Annotated in this window: 19 protein-coding genes; 8 read left to right on the top strand and 11 right to left on the bottom strand. The window is 71.7% G+C overall.

Annotated features, from left to right (window positions below; translation table 11 throughout):
• Positions 1-125: 125 nt before the first annotated feature.
• On the bottom strand, positions 126-806 hold the full coding sequence (locus ABZ490_RS38320) for a hypothetical protein (protein ID WP_359001296.1): 681 nt from the start codon (positions 804-806) through the stop codon (positions 126-128).
• A gap of 96 nt (positions 807-902) precedes the next feature.
• A complete protein-coding gene (locus ABZ490_RS38315) occupies positions 903-1,316 on the bottom strand; it encodes a helix-turn-helix transcriptional regulator (RefSeq protein WP_359001293.1) in 414 nt (137 codons plus the stop codon).
• A 162-nt stretch (positions 1,317-1,478) separates the two neighbouring features.
• On the opposite strand from ABZ490_RS38315, the gene ABZ490_RS38310 reads away from it, so the two are divergent.
• From ABZ490_RS38310 to ABZ490_RS38285, 6 genes are all read left to right on the top strand, one after another.
• Positions 1,479-2,396: a DUF3152 domain-containing protein gene (locus ABZ490_RS38310; RefSeq protein WP_359001290.1), complete on the top strand. Its 918-nt coding sequence runs from the start codon at positions 1,479-1,481 to the stop codon at positions 2,394-2,396.
• A 117-nt stretch (positions 2,397-2,513) separates the two neighbouring features.
• Positions 2,514-3,506 carry a hypothetical protein gene (locus ABZ490_RS38305; RefSeq protein ID WP_359001287.1) on the top strand — a complete coding sequence of 331 codons (993 nt, stop codon included), beginning with the start codon at positions 2,514-2,516 and terminating at the stop codon, positions 3,504-3,506.
• Positions 3,507-3,598: 92 nt separating this feature from the next.
• Entirely contained in the window at positions 3,599-5,074 is a 1,476-nt protein-coding gene (locus ABZ490_RS38300; protein WP_359001284.1) for a peptidoglycan-binding protein, read from the top strand.
• Positions 5,071-5,802, top strand: coding sequence for an ABC transporter ATP-binding protein (locus ABZ490_RS38295; RefSeq protein WP_359001281.1), 732 nt, complete (start codon positions 5,071-5,073; stop codon positions 5,800-5,802). The genes ABZ490_RS38300 and ABZ490_RS38295 overlap by 4 nt, the downstream gene beginning before the upstream one ends.
• Entirely contained in the window at positions 5,799-7,061 is a 1,263-nt protein-coding gene (locus tag ABZ490_RS38290) for an ABC transporter permease (RefSeq protein ID WP_359001278.1), read from the top strand. The genes ABZ490_RS38295 and ABZ490_RS38290 overlap by 4 nt, the downstream gene beginning before the upstream one ends.
• A gap of 19 nt (positions 7,062-7,080) precedes the next feature.
• On the top strand, positions 7,081-7,911 hold the full coding sequence (locus ABZ490_RS38285) for a patatin-like phospholipase family protein (protein WP_359001275.1): 831 nt from the start codon (positions 7,081-7,083) through the stop codon (positions 7,909-7,911).
• On the opposite strand, the gene ABZ490_RS38280 is transcribed toward ABZ490_RS38285, so the two are convergent.
• The 6 genes from ABZ490_RS38280 to ABZ490_RS38255 all read right to left on the bottom strand — a co-directional run bounded on the left by ABZ490_RS38280 (position 7,844) and on the right by ABZ490_RS38255 (position 15,411).
• On the bottom strand, positions 7,844-8,389 hold the full coding sequence (locus tag ABZ490_RS38280) for a hypothetical protein (RefSeq protein ID WP_359001272.1): 546 nt from the start codon (positions 8,387-8,389) through the stop codon (positions 7,844-7,846). The two genes, ABZ490_RS38285 and ABZ490_RS38280, sit on opposite strands and share 68 nt — an antisense overlap.
• 10 nt (positions 8,390-8,399) lie before the next feature.
• The gene (locus tag ABZ490_RS38275) at positions 8,400-10,460 is read right to left on the bottom strand and encodes an AAA family ATPase (protein WP_359001268.1); all 2,061 of its coding nucleotides are present in this window, start codon (positions 10,458-10,460) and stop codon (positions 8,400-8,402) included.
• 39 nt (positions 10,461-10,499) lie between these two features.
• Positions 10,500-11,135, bottom strand: coding sequence for a TetR family transcriptional regulator (locus ABZ490_RS38270; protein WP_359001351.1), 636 nt, complete (start codon positions 11,133-11,135; stop codon positions 10,500-10,502).
• A gap of 145 nt (positions 11,136-11,280) precedes the next feature.
• On the bottom strand, positions 11,281-13,461 hold the full coding sequence (locus tag ABZ490_RS38265) for an aminoglycoside phosphotransferase family protein (protein WP_359001265.1): 2,181 nt from the start codon (positions 13,459-13,461) through the stop codon (positions 11,281-11,283).
• A 301-nt stretch (positions 13,462-13,762) separates the two neighbouring features.
• Positions 13,763-14,494 carry an HAD-IA family hydrolase gene (locus ABZ490_RS38260; protein ID WP_359001261.1) on the bottom strand — a complete coding sequence of 244 codons (732 nt, stop codon included), beginning with the start codon at positions 14,492-14,494 and terminating at the stop codon, positions 13,763-13,765.
• 29 nt (positions 14,495-14,523) lie between these two features.
• Positions 14,524-15,411, bottom strand: a complete 888-nt coding sequence (locus tag ABZ490_RS38255) for a winged helix-turn-helix domain-containing protein (RefSeq protein WP_359001259.1) — start codon at positions 15,409-15,411, stop codon at positions 14,524-14,526.
• A gap of 127 nt (positions 15,412-15,538) precedes the next feature.
• On the opposite strand from ABZ490_RS38255, the gene ABZ490_RS38250 reads away from it, so the two are divergent.
• A complete protein-coding gene (locus tag ABZ490_RS38250) occupies positions 15,539-15,733 on the top strand; it encodes a hypothetical protein (protein WP_359001256.1) in 195 nt (64 codons plus the stop codon).
• On the opposite strand, the gene ABZ490_RS38245 is transcribed toward ABZ490_RS38250, so the two are convergent.
• From ABZ490_RS38245 to ABZ490_RS38235, 3 genes are all read right to left on the bottom strand, one after another.
• Positions 15,723-16,631 (bottom strand): winged helix-turn-helix domain-containing protein, encoded by a 909-nt coding sequence (locus ABZ490_RS38245; RefSeq protein WP_359001253.1) that lies wholly within the window; start codon positions 16,629-16,631, stop codon positions 15,723-15,725. The genes ABZ490_RS38250 and ABZ490_RS38245 overlap by 11 nt on opposite strands.
• Before the next feature lie 318 nt (positions 16,632-16,949).
• Positions 16,950-18,191 (bottom strand): GNAT family N-acetyltransferase, encoded by a 1,242-nt coding sequence (locus tag ABZ490_RS38240; RefSeq protein WP_359001250.1) that lies wholly within the window; start codon positions 18,189-18,191, stop codon positions 16,950-16,952.
• An 89-nt stretch (positions 18,192-18,280) separates the two neighbouring features.
• Positions 18,281-18,847 (bottom strand): aerial mycelium formation protein, encoded by a 567-nt coding sequence (locus tag ABZ490_RS38235; RefSeq protein WP_359001247.1) that lies wholly within the window; start codon positions 18,845-18,847, stop codon positions 18,281-18,283.
• 162 nt (positions 18,848-19,009) lie between these two features.
• On the opposite strand from ABZ490_RS38235, the gene dtd reads away from it, so the two are divergent.
• Positions 19,010-19,435, top strand: coding sequence for a D-aminoacyl-tRNA deacylase (gene dtd, locus ABZ490_RS38230; protein WP_359001245.1), 426 nt, complete (start codon positions 19,010-19,012; stop codon positions 19,433-19,435).
• Positions 19,436-19,440: the final 5 nt, after the last annotated feature.

Here is a 19,440-nt window from a genome sequence, read left to right as displayed (position 1 = left end):
TTCGTCCTTACGCGGTCACCGTACCCGCAACCGCGCTCTCGTCACCCGTACAACGGGCCGGGCACCGTTTCCGTGCCCGGCCCGTGACCGTATGTCCGTGTCGGCGTCGAGGCCGGCGCTCCGTCTCACTTGGCGGGCGGCGTCGTCTTCTTCGCGGTGGTGGTCTTGCGGGCGGCCGGGGCCTTCTTGGCGGCCGTCTTCTTCGCGGGCGCCGGGGCCGGCTCGGTCTTGGCCTCGGCGGCCGGGGCGGGCTTGGGCTCCGACTTCGGCTCGGCGGCGGGCGCGGGGGCGGGCGCGTCCTTGCCCTCGACCGCGATCGCCAGCTCCTCGATCTCCTCCGCGGCCTCGCCACGCCAGGTCTTCACGGCCTGCTCGCCGTGCTCGGCGACCTTCTCGTAGGTCTCCCGGGCCTTGACGGCGTACTCGGCGGCGACGCCGACACCGCGCAGCGCGAGGTCCTGGGCGGACTCGCCGAGCTTCTTCAGGTCGGCGTCGAGCGTGGTGCCGAGCTTCTTGATGTCGCCGTCGAGCGTGGAGATGAAGTCGTTGACCTTCGTCTGGAAGGTCTCCTGCGCCTCCTTGGCCTTGACCCCGGCCTCCTTGGCGCGGGCGGCGGCCTTCTCCTGCACGGCCTTGGGGTCGGTGCCGCGCACGGCCTCGATACGGGCCGGGGCCTCGGCGCGCAGCTGCTCCACGAGGGCCGGCACCTTCTTCGCCTGCTGGAGGGCCAGGTCGGCGGTGCCCGCGGCGAAGTAGAGCGGGGTCGGGTCGCTGAAGGTCTTGCGCAGGTCGTCGGTGATGGCCATGGTGGTAGGTCCTCCCGGATTCACGTTCGTCGTCGTTCGTCGTCTTCGGCTGAGGGTCGTACGAGTCCGCAGTCGGCGGCCGGTCCCCTGGTCCGGTCAACCGGCCGTCTGCTGCGGGTCGGCGTCGCCCTCGTCCCCGGGCCGGCTCTCCTGACCGCTCTCGAATCCGTTCTCCTTGCGGAAGGACTCGTAGATCTGCAGCAGTGCCTGCTTCTGCGCCTCCGTCAGGGTGGGATCGGCGAGGATGACCGCACGGGTCTCGACCTCGTCCCGGTCCCGCTCCGCGTCGAGGATGCCGGCGCGCACGTACAGCGTCTCGGCGGAGATCCGCAGGGCCTTGGCGACCTGCTGCAGCACCTCCGCGCTCGGCTTGCGCAGCCCGCGCTCGATCTGGCTCAGATAGGGATTGGACACCCCGGCGGCGTCGGCGAGCTGCCGGAGCGAGAGCTTGGCGTTGCGCCGCTGCTCGCGCAGGTAGTCACCGAGATTGCCGACGTTGAGCGATGCCATGTCTCCACTGTGCACCAGCCGCGCTAACTATTGCAAGCACCTGCTTGCAATAGTGTGTCGCGCCACAGGGGCGGGCCGGAGGGCCACCGGAAGATCCGTCGTTACCGTCTCGTGACAGTTTGAGCTCGGCGCGATCACGTGAGATGACCAGCTTGAGCTGCCATGCAATCGGTACGAGAGCGGGAGTCCGCACCGCCGCCCACCGGCGGCCGCCACCGGTCCTCCCACCGCCGGGAACGTCCGCGCCGCCGGGGCCGGACCCAGCTGGTCGCCGCGCTGGTGACGGCCGGTCTGCTGGGCTCCGCGGTGTTCCTCCTGGTGGACGGCGGGCGAGGAGAGACGACGGCCTCCGCGCCGCGCCCGCGCGGCACGGTGCGCACCAGCGCCCCGGCGCCCGAGCCCACGCCCACCGCCACCCCGACGCCGGCCGGGAGCCCCTCCTCGACGCCGACGCCGACTCCGACGCCGCCGGCCTCGTCCCCGGCCCCGACCTCCACCGAGATCGACGTTCCCGCGACGGGGCCCGGCACCTTCGTCACCGCGCGGGCCGGTGGCGCGAAGGTCGGCCGGGGGGCGCGTCTGCTCCGCTATGTGGTGCAGGTCGAGAGCGGGCTCGACGTCTCGCCGGACCAGGCGGCGAACGAGATCGAGGACATCCTCGCCGCGCCCCGGGGCTGGACCCGGAACGGGGTCTCCTCGTTCCAGCTGGTGAGCGCGGGGCAGCCCTATGACCTCAAGGTGAAGATCGCGACTCCGGGAACGGCGGACGCCCTGTGCTGGGCGGGCATCCGCCAGGACACGCACGGCGAGTACAACTGCGAGATCCCCGACGGGGTGGTGGTGAACCTCAAGCGCTGGGTGAAGGGCTCGCCCACGTTCGACGGTCCGATCCACGAGTACCGGGCGCTGATCGTGAACCACGAGATGGGCCATTTCCTGGACTACACGCACCAGACCTGTGCGGGGCCCGGGCAGCTCGCCCCCGTGATGATGCAGCAGATCAAGGGCCTGCACGGCTGCGTCGCCAACGCCTGGCCCTACGACAAGAACGGCGACCTCGTCTCCGGGCCGCCCGCGTAGCGGGCCCGCGGTCGGCCCGCAGTTACAGCTTGGTCATGATCCGCGCCCATGGTCATCAACTGCGCACACCACGGTGGACCTCACGTGGAACTCCTCTCGATTCGATCGGATGGATACATGTCTGGATACATGCCCGGATCCCGCACGGTCCGGAAACTGGCCGTCGCCGTGAGCCTGTTGCCGCTGCTGGCGGCCTGCGGCGGCGGTGAGTCGGCCTCGTCGTCCTCGGCGGGCGACGGAAGCGCCTCCACGAGCGGCGCGAAGTCCTCGGCCGGGTCCGGGTCGTCCGGGCAGCTCGACATCCCCGCGGACGCCAGCGCCGAACTGAAGAAGCAGTACCTCGTGGAGAACGCGATCGCGGTCTGCATGAAGAAGCAGGGGTTCACCTACACCCCCGATCCCCCCGAGGACTTCAGGACCAGCTGGGCCACCGACGGGGCGGACTACGGACTCACCAAGAAGTTCCGGCAGAAGTACGGCTTCGGCTACACCGCGGTCGCGGTCTACCCCGACGACCCGCAGGTGTCGCGCAAGGCGGCGAACGAGCCCTCGGCCAACGCGAAGTACATGGCCACGCTCACCCCCGCGCAGAAGACCGCCTACGAGAAGGCGCTGGGCGGCCCCCCGGACCCGAAGGTCGGCCAGAAGGACTGGACCGGCTGCATGGGAACGGCCGACAAGGAGGTCTACGGCGGTGAGTCGGTCGAGGACCGCAGCGCCGCGTCCGCCTCCGAGAACCAGGCCAACGCGCAGGCACTCAACGGTGACCAGGAACTGGTCGGCCTGGCGCAGTCGTACGCCTCCTGTCTGAAGAAGGACGGCATCGCCGTCACGACCACGCAGCCGACCAGCATCGGGGAGATGGTGAAGCTCCAGGCGGCCTCGTCCGCTCCCGCGGGTGCCGGCGGCGCCGCGTCGGTGGAGGCCGGGGCGAACGGGGAGAAGCCGGAGGGCCATCTCTCCACGGAAACCATGAGCAAGGACGAGGCGCTGCCGCTGCTCACCAAGGAGATCGAGCTGGCGATGAAGGACCTGGCGTGCGGCAAGGACTTCCGGGCCGCCTACTTCCCCAAGTTCTTCAAGGCCCCGGGATCCACCGGTGCCGGGTGAGCCGGCGCCCGCACCGACCGGACACCGCCCTCTCGGCCGTCCCCTCTCGACCGTCCCTCTCGACCGACCCCTCTCGCGATCCGAGGAAGAGCATGCAGCGCCGAAAAGGTGAGAGCAGCCGTCCCAGGCAGTTGGCGATCATCGTCACCGCGGTGGCGCTGGTGGGAGCGGGCGGATGGTTCGCCGGATCGCGGATGCAGTCGCCGGCGGACGCGGCCGCCGCACGCAAGCCGCCGAAGGCCGGGCCGGTCACCGCCGCGGTCGAGCGGCGGTCGCTGACCGCGAGCGTGGTGGCCCAGGGCTCGGTGGAGTTCGACTCACCGCAGAGCCTGGCCCTCGCCGGGCCCGTGGGCACCCCGGATTCCGGGTCCGCCGACCCCGTCGCCCAGCGCGTCACCAAGGCGCCGGTCGCCGGGTCGGAGGTGAAGGAGGGCGATGTGCTGATGCAGCTGAGCGGCCGGCCGGTGCTGGTGCTGCGCGGATCCGTCCCGATGTACCGCACCCTGGGTCCCGGCACGTCCGGCGACGATGTCCGGCAGCTCCAGCGGGCCCTGGCCCGGCTCGGCTTCAACTCCGGTGCGGCCACCGGGCAATACGGGCAAGGCGTCGCCACGGCGGTGAGCCGCTGGTACAAGAGCAAGGGTTTCCAGGCGCAGGAGCCCAGCATCGCGGACAAGCAGCAGCTGGGAACGCTCGAAGCGGCGGTGACCGCCGCCCAGCAGGGCCTCCTCACGGCCCAGAACCCGAGCGGCTCCACGGGCAGCGGCAGCGGCAGCGGTACGGAGAGCAGCAGTACGGCGACCAGCGGCACCGAGACCAACGGCAAGGGTGGCACCAGCGGCACGGACACCAGCAGCACGGGCTCCGGCACCACCAGCCAGGCGGAGAAACTCCAGCTCAAGGCGGCACAACAGCAGTTGGACGCGGCCAACACCGCGCTCTCCGCCTTCCAGGCCGGCTACGGAACGAAGATCCCCGCGGGTGAGGTGGTCTTCCTGCCGGATCTGCCGGCCCGGTTGGACAAGGTGACGGTGAAGGTCGGTGACACCCCGTCCGGATCGATCGGCACGGTGACCAGCTCCAAGGTCGTCGTGCAGGCCGTGGTGCAGGGCAGCGACGCCAAGCTGCTCCACAAGGGCATGACGGCGGAGGTGGAGACCGCCGACGGCAAGAAGGTGGAGGGGGAACTGGTGGCACTCGGCGACGACGTGCCGAAGACGGGTGCGGCGGACGGCACGACCGCGCAGGGGACATCGGCCGGCGGAAGTGACGACGCGTCGGCTCCCGTGCCGGTGCAGATCTCCCTCCCCTCGGGGAAGCTGACCAAGAACGCGGGCGGTTCCGCGAAGGTGACCATCAAGGTGGGGTCGTCGGCCGGTGAGGCGTTGACGGTACCGATCGCCGCGCTCCACACAGCGGCCGACGGGCAGGCCACCGTGCAGGTCCGGCGGGACGGCTCGGTGGTGGACGTCTCCGTCAAGGCGGGCCTCTCCGCGGAGGGGCAGGTGGAGGTCACGCCCTCCGGTGGCGCCCTGAAGGCGGGCGACCAGGTGGTGATCGGGCAATGACCGTCCTGCTCGGAACGGACACGGACACGGACACCGAGGGGGACACGGTCATCCGGCTGGTGTCCGTCGACCGGACCTTCGACTCCGAACCGCCGGTGCATGCGCTGCGGGACGTGAACCTGGCCGTCCGGCGCGGCGAGCACCTGTCGATCGTCGGCCCGTCGGGTTCCGGCAAGTCGACGCTCCTCAACACCCTGGGGCTGCTGGACCGCCCCACCTCGGGCGCCTACTGGCTCGACGGGGTGGAGACCAACACGCTCGGCGACCTGGAACGCACTGCGCTGCGCGGCAGCCGGATCGGCTTCGTCTTCCAGTCCTTCCATCTGCTGCCGTACCGCACGGTGGACGAGAACGTGATGCTGGCCGAGGCCTACCGCCGGCCACGCGCCGGGCGCGGCCGGGCGAGCCGCCGGGACAGGGCCGGGGAGGCGCTGGAACGGGTGGGCCTGGCCCACCGGTCCGGCTTCCGTCCGGACCGGCTCTCCGGTGGGGAGAGACAGCGGGCGGCCATCGCCCGGGCGCTGATGAGCGAACCCGCTCTGCTGCTCTGCGACGAGCCCACCGGCAACCTCGACAGTGAGAACACCGAGTCGGTGCTGGACCTCTTCGACGAGCTGTCCGAGCAGGGCATGACCCTCGTCGTGATCACCCATGAGGAGACGGTCAGCAGACGGGCCGACCGGCGGGTGCGGATCAGCGACGGACGGCTCACCGAGGAGCGCCGGTGAGGCCCCGCCGCCGCGGCGCCACCGGCGCCACCGGGGCCACCGGGGCCACCGGGGCCACCGAGCGTCCATGGATGGATGTCCGGGATCTGTGGACCGAGGCGCTGGCGGGGGTCCTCGCCCGTCCGATGCGCTCCGCCCTGACCACGCTGGGCACGGTTCTCGGCATCACCACCCTGGTCATCACCATCGGGGTGTCGGCCACGGCGGGCAATCAGATCGTCGGCCGGTTCGACGCGCTCACCGCCACCTCGGTCACGGTGGTGGTCCCCCCGTCGGCCGACGCGGTCCCGCTCGTCGGCTGGTCGGGCGTCGACGCGGTCCGGCGGCTGGCCGGTGTGGAATCGGTGGCGGCGCTCGCCTCCTCCACCGACACGGCGAGCGTCCAGGTACGGGCGAACGACGTGGTGGCCCCGGGGGACGTCAGCGGCCAGACCATGGCCGTGTTCGCCGCGTCCCCCGCGCTGCCCGCCGCGGTGCGCGGCAGGATGACCGCCGGGCGCTTCTTCGACGGCGGCAACATCGCCCGGCACGACCAGGTGGCGGTGCTCGGCGACCAGGCCGCACGGCTCCTCGGCATCGACTCGGTGCAGGGCTCCCCCGCGGTCTTCCTGAAGGGCCAGTCGTACACCGTGATCGGGATCCTCGGCGAGGCCGAGCGGGAGCAGCAGCTCTCCACCTCGGTGATCCTGCCGCCCACCACGGCCGAGGACCGGCTCGGCCTGGGCGAGGTGACCCGGGTGCTGATCAACACCGCGCTCGGGGCGGCGAAGCAGGTGGCCCACCAGGCGCCGATCGCGCTGGCGCCCGGTGCCGAGAGCGCGCTCGCCGTCACGGCACCGTCCGACCCGGTGAAGGCGCGCAGTGGAGTGCAGGGCGACGTCAACGGCCTGTTCCTGGTCCTCGGACTGGTGTCGCTGGTGGTCGGAGCCATCGGAATCGCCAACGTGACGCTGGTGACGGTCATGGAACGGATCGGGGAGATCGGACTGCGCCGCGCCCTCGGCGCCTCCCGGCGGCAGATCGCCGGCCAGTTCCTGGTGGAGTCGACGACCATCGGACTGCTCGGCGGGGTCATCGGCGCCGCGCTCGGCATGGTCGTCGTGGTCGCCGTGTCGGCCGTCAGGGACTGGACTCCCGTCCTGGACGTCCGTCTCGCCTTCGGGGCACCGGTCGTCGGGGCGCTCGTCGGACTCCTGGCGGGTCTCTACCCGTCGCTCCGGGCCTCCCGTATGGAGCCGGTCGACGCCCTGCGCTCCTAGGTCGTGTCCGATACCTGTCATGCTCAGCCTCAGCCGTTCCGACCCGGCCGTGCGGGGGAACGCCCGGAAGGAGCATGCCCAGGTGACCCCGTCGACGTCTCCTTCCCCGCCGTCCTCCGTGGGGCTGGTCCTGTCCAGTGGGGCGGCTCTCGGGGCCGCGCACGCGGGGGTGCTGCGGGCGGTGGAGGAGGCGGGGATCGCGGTGACGGCGGTGGCCGGGGCGAGCGCGGGAGCGCTGATCGGCGGGGCCTGGGCGGCCGGGGTGGACAGCGAACGTCTCACCCGGCGGCTGCTGCGGGCCCAGTGGGCGGACTTCGGCACGGCCGCGATCAGTCCGCGCCTCGGCCTGCTGGACACCTCCCCGCTGGCCCGGAACATCGAGAACCTGGTCGGCGACCTGCTGATCGAGAACCTGCCGACCCGGTTCGGCGCGGTGGTCACCGAACTGGGCTCCGCCACCCCCCGGTTGGTGACCTCGGGCTCCTTCACGGCCGCGCTGTGCGCGAGCAGCGCGGTCCCCGGGCTGTTCCCTCCGGTGCGGCTGGAGGAGGGCGGGGCGCTGTGCGTGGACGGGGCCGTGGTCTCACCGCTGCCGGTGTGGGCGGCGCACCGGCTCGGCGCGGGCCGGGTCATCGCCGTCGGTTTCGGCCGCGGCACCACCCGCTGGCGCCGCTGGTTCGAGTCCCGCCCGACGCACCCCGCCCAGGGCAGCCTCCCCGACCTCTCCATCACCATCGACACCACCGGCCACTCCTCCTGGTCCCCCGCGGGCGTCCCGGCTCTCATAGAAAGGGGGTACGAGGCGACACGGGAGGCATTGGAGGCCTGGTCCACGGAGCCGACGGACTGACGCCTGCCCCCACTCCCCCGGCCCACGCCTCCACGGCCGCGAAGTCCTCGTCCCCGAGCCCGTATCGGTGGTCGATGCGACGCAGCAGCGCGGGTCCCGGATGATGTGCGCCCACCCAGGCCCGATCGACCTCGGTGATCTCGTCGTCGAGCCAGACGAACGGCCGGCCCGCGGCCCAGGTGACCAACGACCGCGTCTTCCAGTGCAGACCGGCGCCGGGCGGCGGCTCCTCGTCCTCCGGCCACTCGACCACGGGCAGCGGGGGCAGCCCCAGCCAGGGGCAGAGGAGTTCGTTCGCGTCGTCCAGCCAGGTCGTCGCCCAGACCGGGACGCAGCCCAGCGCGAGCAGCCGGGGCCCCAGGGCCGGGTCCAGGCGGGGCAGCAGAGGGTGGGACGAGGTCCCGTACTCCCGATGGGGACCCGGTCCCCCGAAGGGGATCAGGGTCCCGTCGACGTCGAGGAAGAGCAGCGGCGGCATGCCCCCAGCATCAGTCCTCGGCGCTCTCCTCCCCACCCCACGGCAGCTCCGGCCGCTCGTGCACCACGTCCAGGCGGGACACCGCGCGGGTCAGGACGACGTACAGGCGGTGGAGGCCGCGGTGCTCGGACTCGGCGATGGCGGTCGGTTCGACGGCGACGACATGGTCGTATTCGAGGCCCTTGACGAGGGTGGCGCCGATGACGGTCATCCGGCCGTCCACCGGGGCGAGGCCGGCGGCGGTGAGGGCCTCCCGGACGCGGGCGGTCTCGGTGTCCGGGGTGATGACGCCGATCGAGCCCTCGTGGGTGAGGGCGTCGCGCACGGCGGCGACGACCGTGGCGACGAGGCCGCCGTGCGGGGCGCGGCGGACGCGCAGGGCGCCGTCGTGGCGCAGGGAACGGGCCGGCGGTACGTCCGTGTCGAGGCGGGCGAGGAGCCGGTTGGCGAGGGCGAGGACCGCGCCGGGGACACGGAAGCCGGTGGTGAGCGGGACGACCGTCGCGTCGGGCTTGCCCAGGTGGGTGAGCTGGACCCGCCAGGAGCGTGCCGCCCACGGGGTGGTGCCCTGGGCGAGGTCGCCGAGGACGGTGAGGGAGCCGAAGGGGACCCGGCGGGCGATGGCCCGGCACTCCATCGGGGAGAGGTCCTGGGCCTCGTCGACGACGACATGGCCGTAGCCCTGGGGGTGTTCGAGGAGCCCGGCGATCTCGTCGAGCAGGACGAGGTCGGCGGCCGACCAGCGCGCGGACTTCGGTGACCGCGGCGGCCGGGCCCAGAGCAGGGTCTCCTGCTCGGCCCGGTCCAGCAGCCCGTCGGCCGCCCCGGCCAGCGTCCCGGCGTCGCCCAGCAGCCCGGCCAGCACCTCCTCCGGCCGCAGCCGGGGCCAGAGCGCCTCCACCCACGCGCTCACCGCCCGCGCCCGTTCGATCCGCCGCAGCCAGGCGGCCGGGGGCGGCCCGCCGCGCCGTTCGGCCTGGGTGAGGATCCGGCGCACGATCCGGCTGCGGACCCGTTCGCGTCCGACCTCGTAGGGCGGCTCCTCGGCGAGCACCGCGCTCACGATCTCCGCGAGCGCGTGGCCCGCGATCCGCCAGCGGTACGTCCCGTCGGGCACGGCCAGGTCCTCGGCGTGACCGGCCGTCACCCGCCCGTACACCGCCCGGCGCAGCACCTCGGCCATCCGGGGGTCGTGCTTGAGGGCGGCGGCCCGGTCGGTGTCGGTCCCGGTGACCGGGTGCCGGGCGATCTCGTCCTCGAGGGTCGACTGCCGTACGCCGGTCTCGCCGAGGGAGGGCAGCACCTCGGCGATGTAGGAGAGGAACGTGCGGTTGGGGCCGAGGATCAGCAGCCCGCCGCGCTTGATGCGCTGCGGGTGGGTGTAGAGCAGGTACGCGGCCCGGTGCAGGCCGACGGCGGTCTTGCCGGTGCCGGGGGCGCCCTGCACACAGACCGAGTCGGCGAGGCCGCCGCGGACGAGGTCGTCCTGTTCGGGCTGGATGGTGGCGGCGATGTCCCGCATGGGCCCGACGCGGGGCCGTTCGAGCTCCCGCAGGAGGAGACCTCCGGGGCCCGTCGCCGCCGGTTCACCGCCCCTCAGATGCTCGTCCTCCAGGCCGGTCAGGTCGGCGGAGTCACCGCGGCTGCCGGGGGCCCATCCGAACCGCCGCCGTACCGTCACGCCCTGCGGATCGCGGGCGCCGGCCTGGTAGAAGGCGCGGGAGACGGGGGCGCGCCAGTCGACGACGAGGGGCGGGGCGGCGGGGTGCTCGCTGATCCGCAGCCGCCCGATGTGGTGCCCGCCTCCCTGTACGAGGTCGATGCGGCCGAAGAACAGCGGGCCCTCGGGAAGCTCGTGCAGGGCCTTGGCGCGGCTGCGCAGCCCGTAGCCGAGGACTTCGGCGTCGGCGCCGGACGCGGAGACGTCCTCGCCGATGACGACCTGGAGGTCGGCGCCGTCGACCATGGCGGCGAGGGCGGCGCGGCAGGTGTCGTGGTGGGCGCGCTCGTGGCGGAGGGCGGCGTCGAGATCGTGATCGATTCCCTTTGCGGCAGGCTCAACAGACGTCATGCGCCCAGGATAGCGAATAACGCAACCGAGTTAAATATTTTACCGAGTAATGCCAGGGTCGGCGAGATACGCCAGCCCCGCCTCCAGCGTCGCGAACGCGCGCTCGGCCTCCCCGACCGCGTCCTCGCGTACGTCCGCCACCCGCTCCCCCGCCGAGATCCGCCGCCAGTTCTCCTCGGCGAGGATCCGCCGTACGGCGATGATCTGCCCGGCGGCCAGTCTGGCCGCGAGGTCACCCCCGAGGGCCTCGGCGAGGGCGGCCTCGGAACGCTCCAGGTGGGCGTGGAGCCGGCCGACCAGGGACGGGGTGCCGTAGAGGAGGTCGTAGAAGGCGCGGACGGCGGGGTGGTCGTTGAGCCCGGTGATCGGGTCGCGGTCGGCGATCCCCGCCAGGAAGTGCCGGCGCAGGGCGACGAGCGGCGCGACCCCCTCGGCCCGGCCGGCCTCCACCACCCGCGCGGCCTCCCGCTCATGGTCGGCGATCCGGTACAGGACGAGGTCCTCCTTGGCCGGGAAGTACCGGAACAGGGTCGGCTTGGAGATCTCCGCCGCGGCCGCGACCTCGGCGACGGACACGGCGTCGAAGCCCCGCTCCAGGAACATCCGCACGGCGATGTCCGACACGGCCTGATACATCCGCTGCTTCTTCCGCTCACGCAGCCCGGGGTCGCTCATGGGGCGAGCGTACGGCCCCCTCAGGACGCGGGCGCCCGCCAGGGCGGGGCCGCGGCCGGGCTCCGGAGCCGCCAGGGCGTCGCCGACCGGTTTGACGAACCGCGCCGTCAGGCCGGTGGCGAAGATCCCGAGGAGCATGGCCTCCTCAGGCCAGAGCTCGGGCAAGGTACGGGTTCGCGGTGGCCGGGATGGGGAGACCGAGGGAGGCCGTGGCGGCCGTGAGGGTGGCCGCGTAGGAATTCACGGCGCGACGGACGTTGGGGGCATCGAGGCTGGACCCGGTGACCAGGCGGTCCAGGTCGATGTAGGCGGAGCGGACGAGTTCGATCCAGCGGTAGACGTGACTGTCGCGGCTCCAGTTCTTCGTGTGGTGCTTCGGCAGCTGCTTCTCCCAGCGCCGGAACATACGGGCCCGGATCTCCGGCCGGGTCGGGGTCAGGTGCATGTGCCGCACCAGGTCGTACAAGGGGTCTCCGACGAGGGCCATCTCCCAGTCGATGATCGTCAGGGCCAGTTCGTCGTCCCTGCGGACCAGGTTCCACGGGTTGAGGTCGCCGTGCAGCAGGACATGCGTCCGGTGGCTCACCGTGTGACGGGAAAGGATCTCCCGAAGCCGCCAGTCGTCGGGCAGCCCGAGCGTACGGGCGAGCTGAAGCGACTCCTTGGGCAGGCTCCGCACCAGACCCACGAGCTGCTCCTTGAGCCACTCGTAGAAGTCGGTCTCCTCGGCGACCGGGGCGACCACCGTGTGGTCCACCCGCGTGAGTTCGCACAACTGGTCGACGAGAGCGTCCGCCTCGTGCGGGAGCAGGCCGTTCACCGGATGGTCGGGCGGGCCGCCCGTCTCCGTGCCGACGTAGGTGTGCACGGCGAAGAGGTCACTCGGATGGCTCTTGCCGAGCGCGAGGACTCGCGGCGCCGCCACCCGGACGGCCGACGTCTCGATCGCGTGCAGAACGGTGTGCTCGCTCAGATAGCTCGGCTCCCTGCGCGAGACGTTGCGGAGTCTGCGGCGCACCACCACCGGTTCGGACCTGCCGCGCACCTGGACCACCGAGTTGAGGTGGGCGGTCCCCTTGAACACCCAGTTGGCCGGGGCGGCCCCCTCCGCCAGCAGGGCCTCCTGCACGGAGGACCGCGGGAACCCCGGGTGCTCGGGCATGCGCGGGTCCGGCTCCCAGTCGTACGCCTTGGCGAGCCAGTCGTGGCTGCCGATGTCACCGCGCGAGGCCAGCCACCGGAAGAGAGCCCGCTCGATCTCGTCCTCGGTGGGCAGGGTCCCGAGCCTCAGCGGCTCCTCCGCCGCCTTCAGCGCCCGGTGCACCTCCAGCGTCGCCCCGTCCAGGCTCTTCTGGGTGAACGACACCTTCAGCGATCGCGCGGCCCGCATCACGTCCGGGTAGACCGACTGCGCCCGCTCGAAGTCGACGTAATGACGCAGATCCCTGGTCATGCCGTTGACCGCGCCGGGCCGGAACTCCCGCATGGCGTCGGTCCAGGCCTCGATCACCTCGGGCCACTGGTCGTCCGGGTACCGCATACGGACCAGATGGGTGGCGAGATCATGCAGGGGATCCCCGTAGGTCGCGAGTTCCCAGTCGACGCAGATGAGCGGTGGGGAGCCGTCGTACGAGACGATCAGGTTGTCCCGGTGCAGGTCCGCGTGGAGCAGGCTGTACGGCCGCCTGGCCATCGGGGGGACCCGCTCGGCCAGCCGCAGCAGGGCGTCGTCGGCGATGCCCAGAGCCTTGAACAAGCCGCCGAACTCGGGCCAGTTCGGCCGGCGGATCTGACGGTCGGCCAGCTGGGCCAGCGTCCTCAGAAAGCCCTGGCTGTCGCTGTGGTGAGCAGGCCAGGAGTCGGGCAGTCCCGGCAGCGAACCCCGGCGCACCTGGGTCATCCGGGCCAGCAGACGGGCCAGCGCCTTGATGAGCAGGGTGTCGACGGGCTTACCGTTTCCGCAGATGGCGGAGAGCGGAACACCTTCCACGAAGCTGTGGACGGAGTGCCCGTCGACCTTGGCCAGGCATTCGGGCGCGTGGGGCAGGACTCCGCGTACGGCGCCGAGAATCGCCGCCTCGTCCTGCCAGGTCCTGATCACCACGGGCAGTGCGTCGGCCCGCCTGACGCGCACGGTCACCGACGTGCCGGCCTCCCGACCGAGCAGTCGGGCCACTTCCTCCGTCAGCGGGAGGACGTAATTGCGGTTGTGGTACCCGCTGGTGGACTCCTGCGTCGATTCCGCGGCTTCGACGAAGGCGCGCAGGACCGCGTCCTCAGCGGCTCGTTCCCCGAGGTTCCGAGGGGGAACAAAGTGGTCGACCACTGGCCGCTCCGGTGGGTTGCGCGGGGATGGGTACGGCACACGTGCCGTGTGGTGCGCCCGCACGACCGGGGTGGCCGGTGAGGTGAGGTGGCACAGGAATCAATACGTACAACAGAAGAGGATTACTCGCGCGCGATGCCGGGGATACTAGCGCACACGCCTGAGCTATTCGGCGAGATGATTCGTAGACCTTCAGACTGTCGTCGGCGACCCGCTGGAACTCCCGGCCGCCGACGTCACCGCCCTGCTGCGCGTCCACACGGCGACCGTACCGCCGTCGGTCCCATGGTGGCGTTGATGCTCAGGGTCGGTCCCTGACCAGCCTCAGGACCGTCTCCAGCGAGTTCACCACCGTGGTCGCCCCCGCCCCCCGCAGCAGCTTCTCCTTGCGTTCGTTACGCGCGTAGCCCAGGAAGGGGACGCCGGCCTCCCGGGCGGCGAGGAAGTCGGAGGGGGTGTCGCCGATCATCAGGGCGGTGTCGGGGGCGGAGCCCGTCGCGCTCAGGGCGCGGCGGAGGCAGTGGGGATGGGGCTTGAGCAGGTGGAGTTCCTGCGTACGGCCGTAGACGTGGGGGGTGAAGCAGGCGGCGATACCCCTGCCGTTGAGGTACTTGGCGACCACGCGGGGGGAGTTGTTGGTGGTGATGGCCAGGCGGAGGCCGAGGGCGGTCCAGGTACGGATCAGGGGGTCCGCCCAGGCCGTGGGCATCGCCGAGGAGGCGGCCCGCAGCTCTTCCTGGGTGAGACGTTCCTCCAGCTCCGCGACCAGGTCGCTGCCGGGGCGCAGGCGGTCCACGGCGCTCAGGACGACGTGCGGGTCCAGCGACTCCCGCTCGGACTCCGTCAGCAGATGGTGCAGGCCCCGCCCTTCGAGCCACTCCACCAGTCCGTCGGCCACGTCCTCCGCCGAATGGCCGGCGAAGAGCCGGCAGATGGGGCCGTCGAAGTCCCACAGGACGACCCTCGTACGCGCGATCAGCTCCCGCAGATCCGCGGTTCCGTTTCCCTGGGTGTTGTCGGTGTCGGCTGCCACCTGTTCAGTCTGCGTCGTATCAGAAGTCACTAGGAGAGTGTCAGGTCCGTCGTGATGGTTTCCCAGAGGGCGTTGAACCACTTCTGCGATTCCTCGACGAACGCGGCGTCGCGCGGACCGGCGGAGGACTGGAACGAGAACAGGAGCGACTCCGTGCCCAGGACGTCGTACATGTCGAGCGGTCCGGCGTCCGTCGCCTCCTCGCGCCGCTCGACCATGTAGTACGCCATCAGCGCCTCGGAGCCGTTGAACAGGTACAGCTTCACGGGCGGGGTGAACGGCAGCGCACGGAACGTGATGTCGACGTCGATGCCGTGGGAGCGCAGGGTCTGGAGGTTGTGGCGCAGGACATGGCCCTGGGCGTTGCGCATGGCCAGCCAGCGCTGGTGGACCGGGTCGTCGTCGCCGCGGCCCTCGACCGGGACGGGAAAGGCCAGATTGATACGGCGGGAGGGCAGGAGGATCCGGACGTCGATCTTCTGGGGGTGGAGCACGCCCGCGTGGATGAGGCGCAGCGGCTCGCCCAGGGCGGGGATCAGGCTCTCGGCGGTGAGGCAGGCCGCGTCGATACGGACGTGCGGGGCGGAGAACGCCGCGGTGAGACGGGGGGCGAGGCCGACCATGGTGGGCTGGGGCTCGTCGTGACCGGGCGCGGGCGGTTCGGCGATGCGCGGCGGGCTGCCCTTGCTGACGTGGGTGAGGAGTCCGTCGAGCTGGAGTTCGCGCAGGGCCTGGCGGACGGCTCCGCGTTCCACCCCGAACTCGTCGGCGAGCTCGGCCTGGGTGGGCAGGCGGTCGCCGGCCTTGAGGTCACCGGCCCGGATGCGCTGCCGCAGGACGTCGGCGATCTCCTGGGGCGACCTTCTGCTGCCGTTCACTGCCACGTTCTCCGCCACGTTCTCCTGGGTCACGACCAAACGCTACAACTTAGATCCATCTATGGGGAGTTGCTTGAAAGTTGTTTGAGGGTTGGTGCCAAGTGGGGACAACCTAATCAGAGTTGGTTGCCAACTTGATCGAGTTGGTAAAGAAGGGGGGAATACCATGCCTGTCCTCACCCTCGCCTGTGCCGCCATCGTCGTCGGCGTCGAGCAGGCCATCCAGTGGAAGTACGGCACCACCGGAGCCGTCGGACTGCTGCTGCTCAGTATCGGCATCAAGGCCAAGAGCCCGGCCCTCAGCTCGGTCGGCGCCGTGGTCCTCGCCCTCGTGGCCACCGGACCCGCCGTCAGCTCGTGAGCAGCAGCTCCGAGCTGATCGTCTCCCAGAGTGCGTCGAACCACAGCTGGGACTGTTCCACGAACGCCGAGTCGCGCGGACCGGCCCCCTGTTCGAAGGCGAACAGCACCGACCGCGTGCCCTCGGCGTCGTACATCTCCAGGTTCTCCTGGTCGATCGTCTCCTCGCGCAGCCGCACCGTGTAGTACGCGAACAGCGCGTCCGTGCCGTTGAGCAGATACAGCTTCACCGGCGGGGTGAACGGCAGCGCGCGGAAGGTGACGCTGACATCGATGCCGTGCGTGGAGCGCAGGCTGAGCAGATTGTGGCGCAGCACCTGCCCCTGCGCGTTGCGGTGGGCCAGCCAGTGGCGCTGGAGCCGCTCGGTGGCCGAGGTGTCCACCGCCGCGGGGAAGGCCAGGTCGATGTTCCGGGAGGGCAACAGGACCCTGACGTCGATCTTGGCCGGTTTCAGCTGTCCGGCGTGGATCCGGCGCAGCGGCTCCCCGATCGCCGCCGTCAGTGAGACCGCCGTGAGGCAGAGGGCGTCGACCTGGACATGCGGGGCCGCGAAGGCCTCGGTCATCCGCGGGGGGAGGCCCACCATGGACGGCTGCGGGGCCGCCTGTGGACCCGTCGGCGGGCCGGCCGCGCCCGGCGGCGGGGCGACCGTGGCCGGGCTTCCCTTGGAGACGTTGGTGAGCAGGTGCTCCGACTGGAGAATGCGCAGCGCCTGGCGTACGGCCCCCCGCTCCACCCCGAACTCGTCCGCCAACCTGGCCTGCGTGGGCATGCGTTCGCCCGGCCGCAGCACTCCGGTCCTGATCCGGGTACGCAGCTCGTCGGCCACCTCGCGGTGCGAGGGCTGGGGCCGCCCCGCTCTCCCCCGTCCGTTGACGGGGGCATGTTCCGGCTCCACGGGGGAACAGTACAACTTCCCGCCATCTTGTGGCAGTTCTCAGAGAGATGGTTATAGGACGCTTCCAAGCGGACATAAGTACAGTGAAGTTGGCAGCCAACTTCAACAACATGGTCAAACTTCCGGACGGTTGGCCGGTCGGACTCCCTTCCGGAGGGGAGCCGGGAGCCCGAGAAGCCGACACCTGAGCACAGCCACAACTGCAGATCGCCGCACAGCCACAACCGAACATCGCGCGCACAGCCACAACTGAACAGCTACGGATGCACCATCACCAGGCACCACCACCTTCCCCGCCGCCGGATGCCGAAAGGAGGGTCAGAACAGGTCCGGGCACCACGGTCGCCCGGGCGTACGCAGCAGGGCGTCGGCCCCCCGGGCGGCGCCCGCTCGTTCTTCCCGGAGCCGGCCCAGCGCCGCGAGCCGCACCGCCGACTCGTCACCGAGCCACAGGGACGCCAGCTCCGCCACGTCCAGCGTGAGATCGGCGTCGCGGGTCGTCGGCGTACAGGAGGCGCCGTCGGGGGCCGCGTCCAGCAGGAAGCGGCCCCCGGCCAGGCCGGCCCCGTCGACCACCTCCAGGACCAGGGCGCCCGCCGTGTCGTACGACCGCGCCTCCAGGGCCCGTACGACGTCCAGGAGCCGCACCCACAGCCAGTCCGCCTGGGTGGTGATGCTCGCCGCCCTCGGGTCGGGCAGCAGGAGCGGGAGCACGTCGTCCGGGGAGCGCCAGCCCGACTTCACCCGGGTGATCCAGTCGATCGAGCACAGGTAGTGCCACAGGGCGCGGGCGGCGGCCGGGGTCACCGAGAGCAGCCAGTTCACCGAGGCCGTGTTCCGCGGCTGCTTGGCGTCGGTCCAGTGGTCGTCCGCCTGGTAGGAGACCAGCCCCTCGACCTCGCCGCCCGCCGAGCGGTACACCGCGTAGAACGGCTCGGTCCAGCTCGCCTCGCCGTGCAGGTGGATCACCCCGGTGTTCATGTCCCACCAGTGCTCGTGGCGGCTGACGGCGCCCGGCTGGCCGCGGCGCAGGCGCTCGTGCAGGACGGGGCCGAGCTTGCGGACCTCGGCGCCGTCGACCAGGTCGATACGGCCGCCGGCCAGCGGGACCGGGTGGCGGGGGTCGAAGCCCGCCCTCGGTACGTCGACCGTCCACTCGGTCATCGTGGTGGCGGGGCCGAAGCCGTACCGGCCGTAGATGCGGTACTCGGCGGCGATCAGGGTCGCCACGACGTCCCCGCGGTCCTTCGCGGCCGTCAGGTCGTCGGCCATCAGACGGGTGAGGAGGCCCCGGCGGCGGTGGGTGGGCAGGACGGCGACGTTGGAGATGCCGTCGGCCGGGACGGAGGTGCCGCCCGGGACCGTGAGTTCCTGCGGGAAGGAGCGGAAGGTGGCCACACAGGTGTCGGCGTCGAAGGCGCCGGTCAGCCGGGAGTCGCCGAGGGTGGCCCGGCGGGCGGCGACGGACTCTTCGGTGACGGCCGGGGGGCGCAGGAAGCCCGTGTTCAGGGCGCGCATCCAGGCGGGGAGTTCATGGTCGGTGAGGGGGCGGACGTCCATGGGGCCACGGTAGGCAGGGCGGGGGCGGGTGTCGCCGGGTTTTCTCCCCCGCCCCCGCACCGGCCCCATCGGAGGACCCGCCCACGGGGTCACACCAGCAGGTCGTCCACCTGGGCCTCCCCCTCCCGGTAGCGGCGCGTGATCTCCGCTCCGCAGTCGTCGGCCGTGCGCTGGAGGTGCTGGCGGCGGCGGGAGACCTGCTGTTCGTAGCCGACCAGCCGGGCCATCGCCGCGTGCAGCTCCGGGTCGGTGCGGGCGTCGAGGTCGGAGAGTTCGACGTCGGCGAGCATGTCGGCGGCGAGGCGGCCGTACTCCTCGCTGTGCGGGGTGCCCAGGGTGACGTGGCGCGCCGAGGAGCGGTGGCGGGCCGGGGCGTCGGTGAGGATCTCGGGAAGGCGTTCGACGACCGACGCGGCGCCCGACGGGGAGCGGCGGGCCAGCTCCGCGCGCAGGATGTCGATCCGGCCCTGCAACAGGCGTCGTACGTAGCTCAGGTCCGCCTCGTCGCGCTGGGCGCCCTGGCGCAGGGTGCGCAGCTCGGGCAGGCCGAGCCGGGCCAGCTCGTGCCCCGGAGGATCCGCGGGCGGCCCGGAACTCTCGCCGCGCTGGGCGGGCGGCCGGTGGGTCGCCGGCCGCTCGGTACTCGGTGTGCTCATGTCCCTCTACCGTCCCCTCGACCGGCGTGTGGTGGAAAGCATCGTGCCACCCCAAGTCGCCGCGAGGTGACCGAGTCCCCCCGAACGGCCCCAGACAGGGCCTAAAGGATCAAAAATGGGCCCTTCGCGGGTCCGTGCGGGGCACCCGGCATGATGGTCCGCATGCGAGCTGTGGTGCAGAGGGTGGACGGCGCGAGTGTGGTCGTCGACGGGGAGACGGTCGGGGAGATCACCGGCGAGGGGCTGTGCGTGCTGGTGGGGGTGACCCACGAGGACACGAAGGAGAAGGCGGCCCAGCTCGCCCGCAAGCTGTGGTCGGTGCGGATGCTGCACGAGGAGAGGTCGTGCAGTGACATCGACGCCCCGCTGCTGGTGATCAGCCAGTTCACCCTGTACGGGGACGCCCGCAAGGGGCGGCGTCCCACCTGGAACGCCGCCGCCCCCGGGCCCGTCGCCGAGCCCCTGGTCGAGGAGGTCGTGGCGCAGCTGCGGGCGCTGGGGGCCACCGTCGCGACCGGCAGGTTCGGGGCGCGGATGCGGGTGTCCCTGACGAACGACGGCCCCTTCACCGTGCTGATCGAGATCTAGAACCC

It is taken from the genome of Streptomyces sp. NPDC005811, from assembly GCF_040630405.1.
In the GTDB taxonomy this organism is placed as follows: Bacteria; Actinomycetota; Actinomycetes; order Streptomycetales; family Streptomycetaceae; genus Streptomyces.
The sequence above is the reverse complement of the archived record's forward strand: the minus strand, read 5'-3'. Positions and strand labels throughout refer to the sequence as shown.

Bases quoted from the DNA above. Each gene is read 5' to 3' on its own strand.
- ABZ490_RS38320 (WP_359001296.1), bottom strand. From the start codon at position 806: ATGGCCATCACCGACGACCTGCGCAAGACCTTCAGCGACCCGACCCCG.
- ABZ490_RS38315 (WP_359001293.1), bottom strand. From the start codon at position 1,316: ATGGCATCGCTCAACGTCGGCAATCTCGGTGACTACCTGCGCGAGCAG.
- ABZ490_RS38310 (WP_359001290.1), top strand. From the start codon at position 1,479: ATGCAATCGGTACGAGAGCGGGAGTCCGCACCGCCGCCCACCGGCGGC.
- ABZ490_RS38305 (WP_359001287.1), top strand. From the start codon at position 2,514: ATGTCTGGATACATGCCCGGATCCCGCACGGTCCGGAAACTGGCCGTC.
- ABZ490_RS38300 (WP_359001284.1), top strand. From the start codon at position 3,599: ATGCAGCGCCGAAAAGGTGAGAGCAGCCGTCCCAGGCAGTTGGCGATC.
- ABZ490_RS38295 (WP_359001281.1), top strand. From the start codon at position 5,071: ATGACCGTCCTGCTCGGAACGGACACGGACACGGACACCGAGGGGGAC.
- ABZ490_RS38285 (WP_359001275.1), top strand. From the start codon at position 7,081: ATGCTCAGCCTCAGCCGTTCCGACCCGGCCGTGCGGGGGAACGCCCGG.
- ABZ490_RS38280 (WP_359001272.1), bottom strand. From the start codon at position 8,389: ATGCCGCCGCTGCTCTTCCTCGACGTCGACGGGACCCTGATCCCCTTC.
- ABZ490_RS38275 (WP_359001268.1), bottom strand. From the start codon at position 10,460: ATGACGTCTGTTGAGCCTGCCGCAAAGGGAATCGATCACGATCTCGAC.
- ABZ490_RS38270 (WP_359001351.1), bottom strand. From the start codon at position 11,135: ATGAGCGACCCCGGGCTGCGTGAGCGGAAGAAGCAGCGGATGTATCAG.
- ABZ490_RS38250 (WP_359001256.1), top strand. From the start codon at position 15,539: ATGCCTGTCCTCACCCTCGCCTGTGCCGCCATCGTCGTCGGCGTCGAG.
- ABZ490_RS38240 (WP_359001250.1), bottom strand. From the start codon at position 18,191: ATGGACGTCCGCCCCCTCACCGACCATGAACTCCCCGCCTGGATGCGC.
- ABZ490_RS38235 (WP_359001247.1), bottom strand. From the start codon at position 18,847: ATGAGCACACCGAGTACCGAGCGGCCGGCGACCCACCGGCCGCCCGCC.
- dtd (WP_359001245.1), top strand. From the start codon at position 19,010: ATGCGAGCTGTGGTGCAGAGGGTGGACGGCGCGAGTGTGGTCGTCGAC.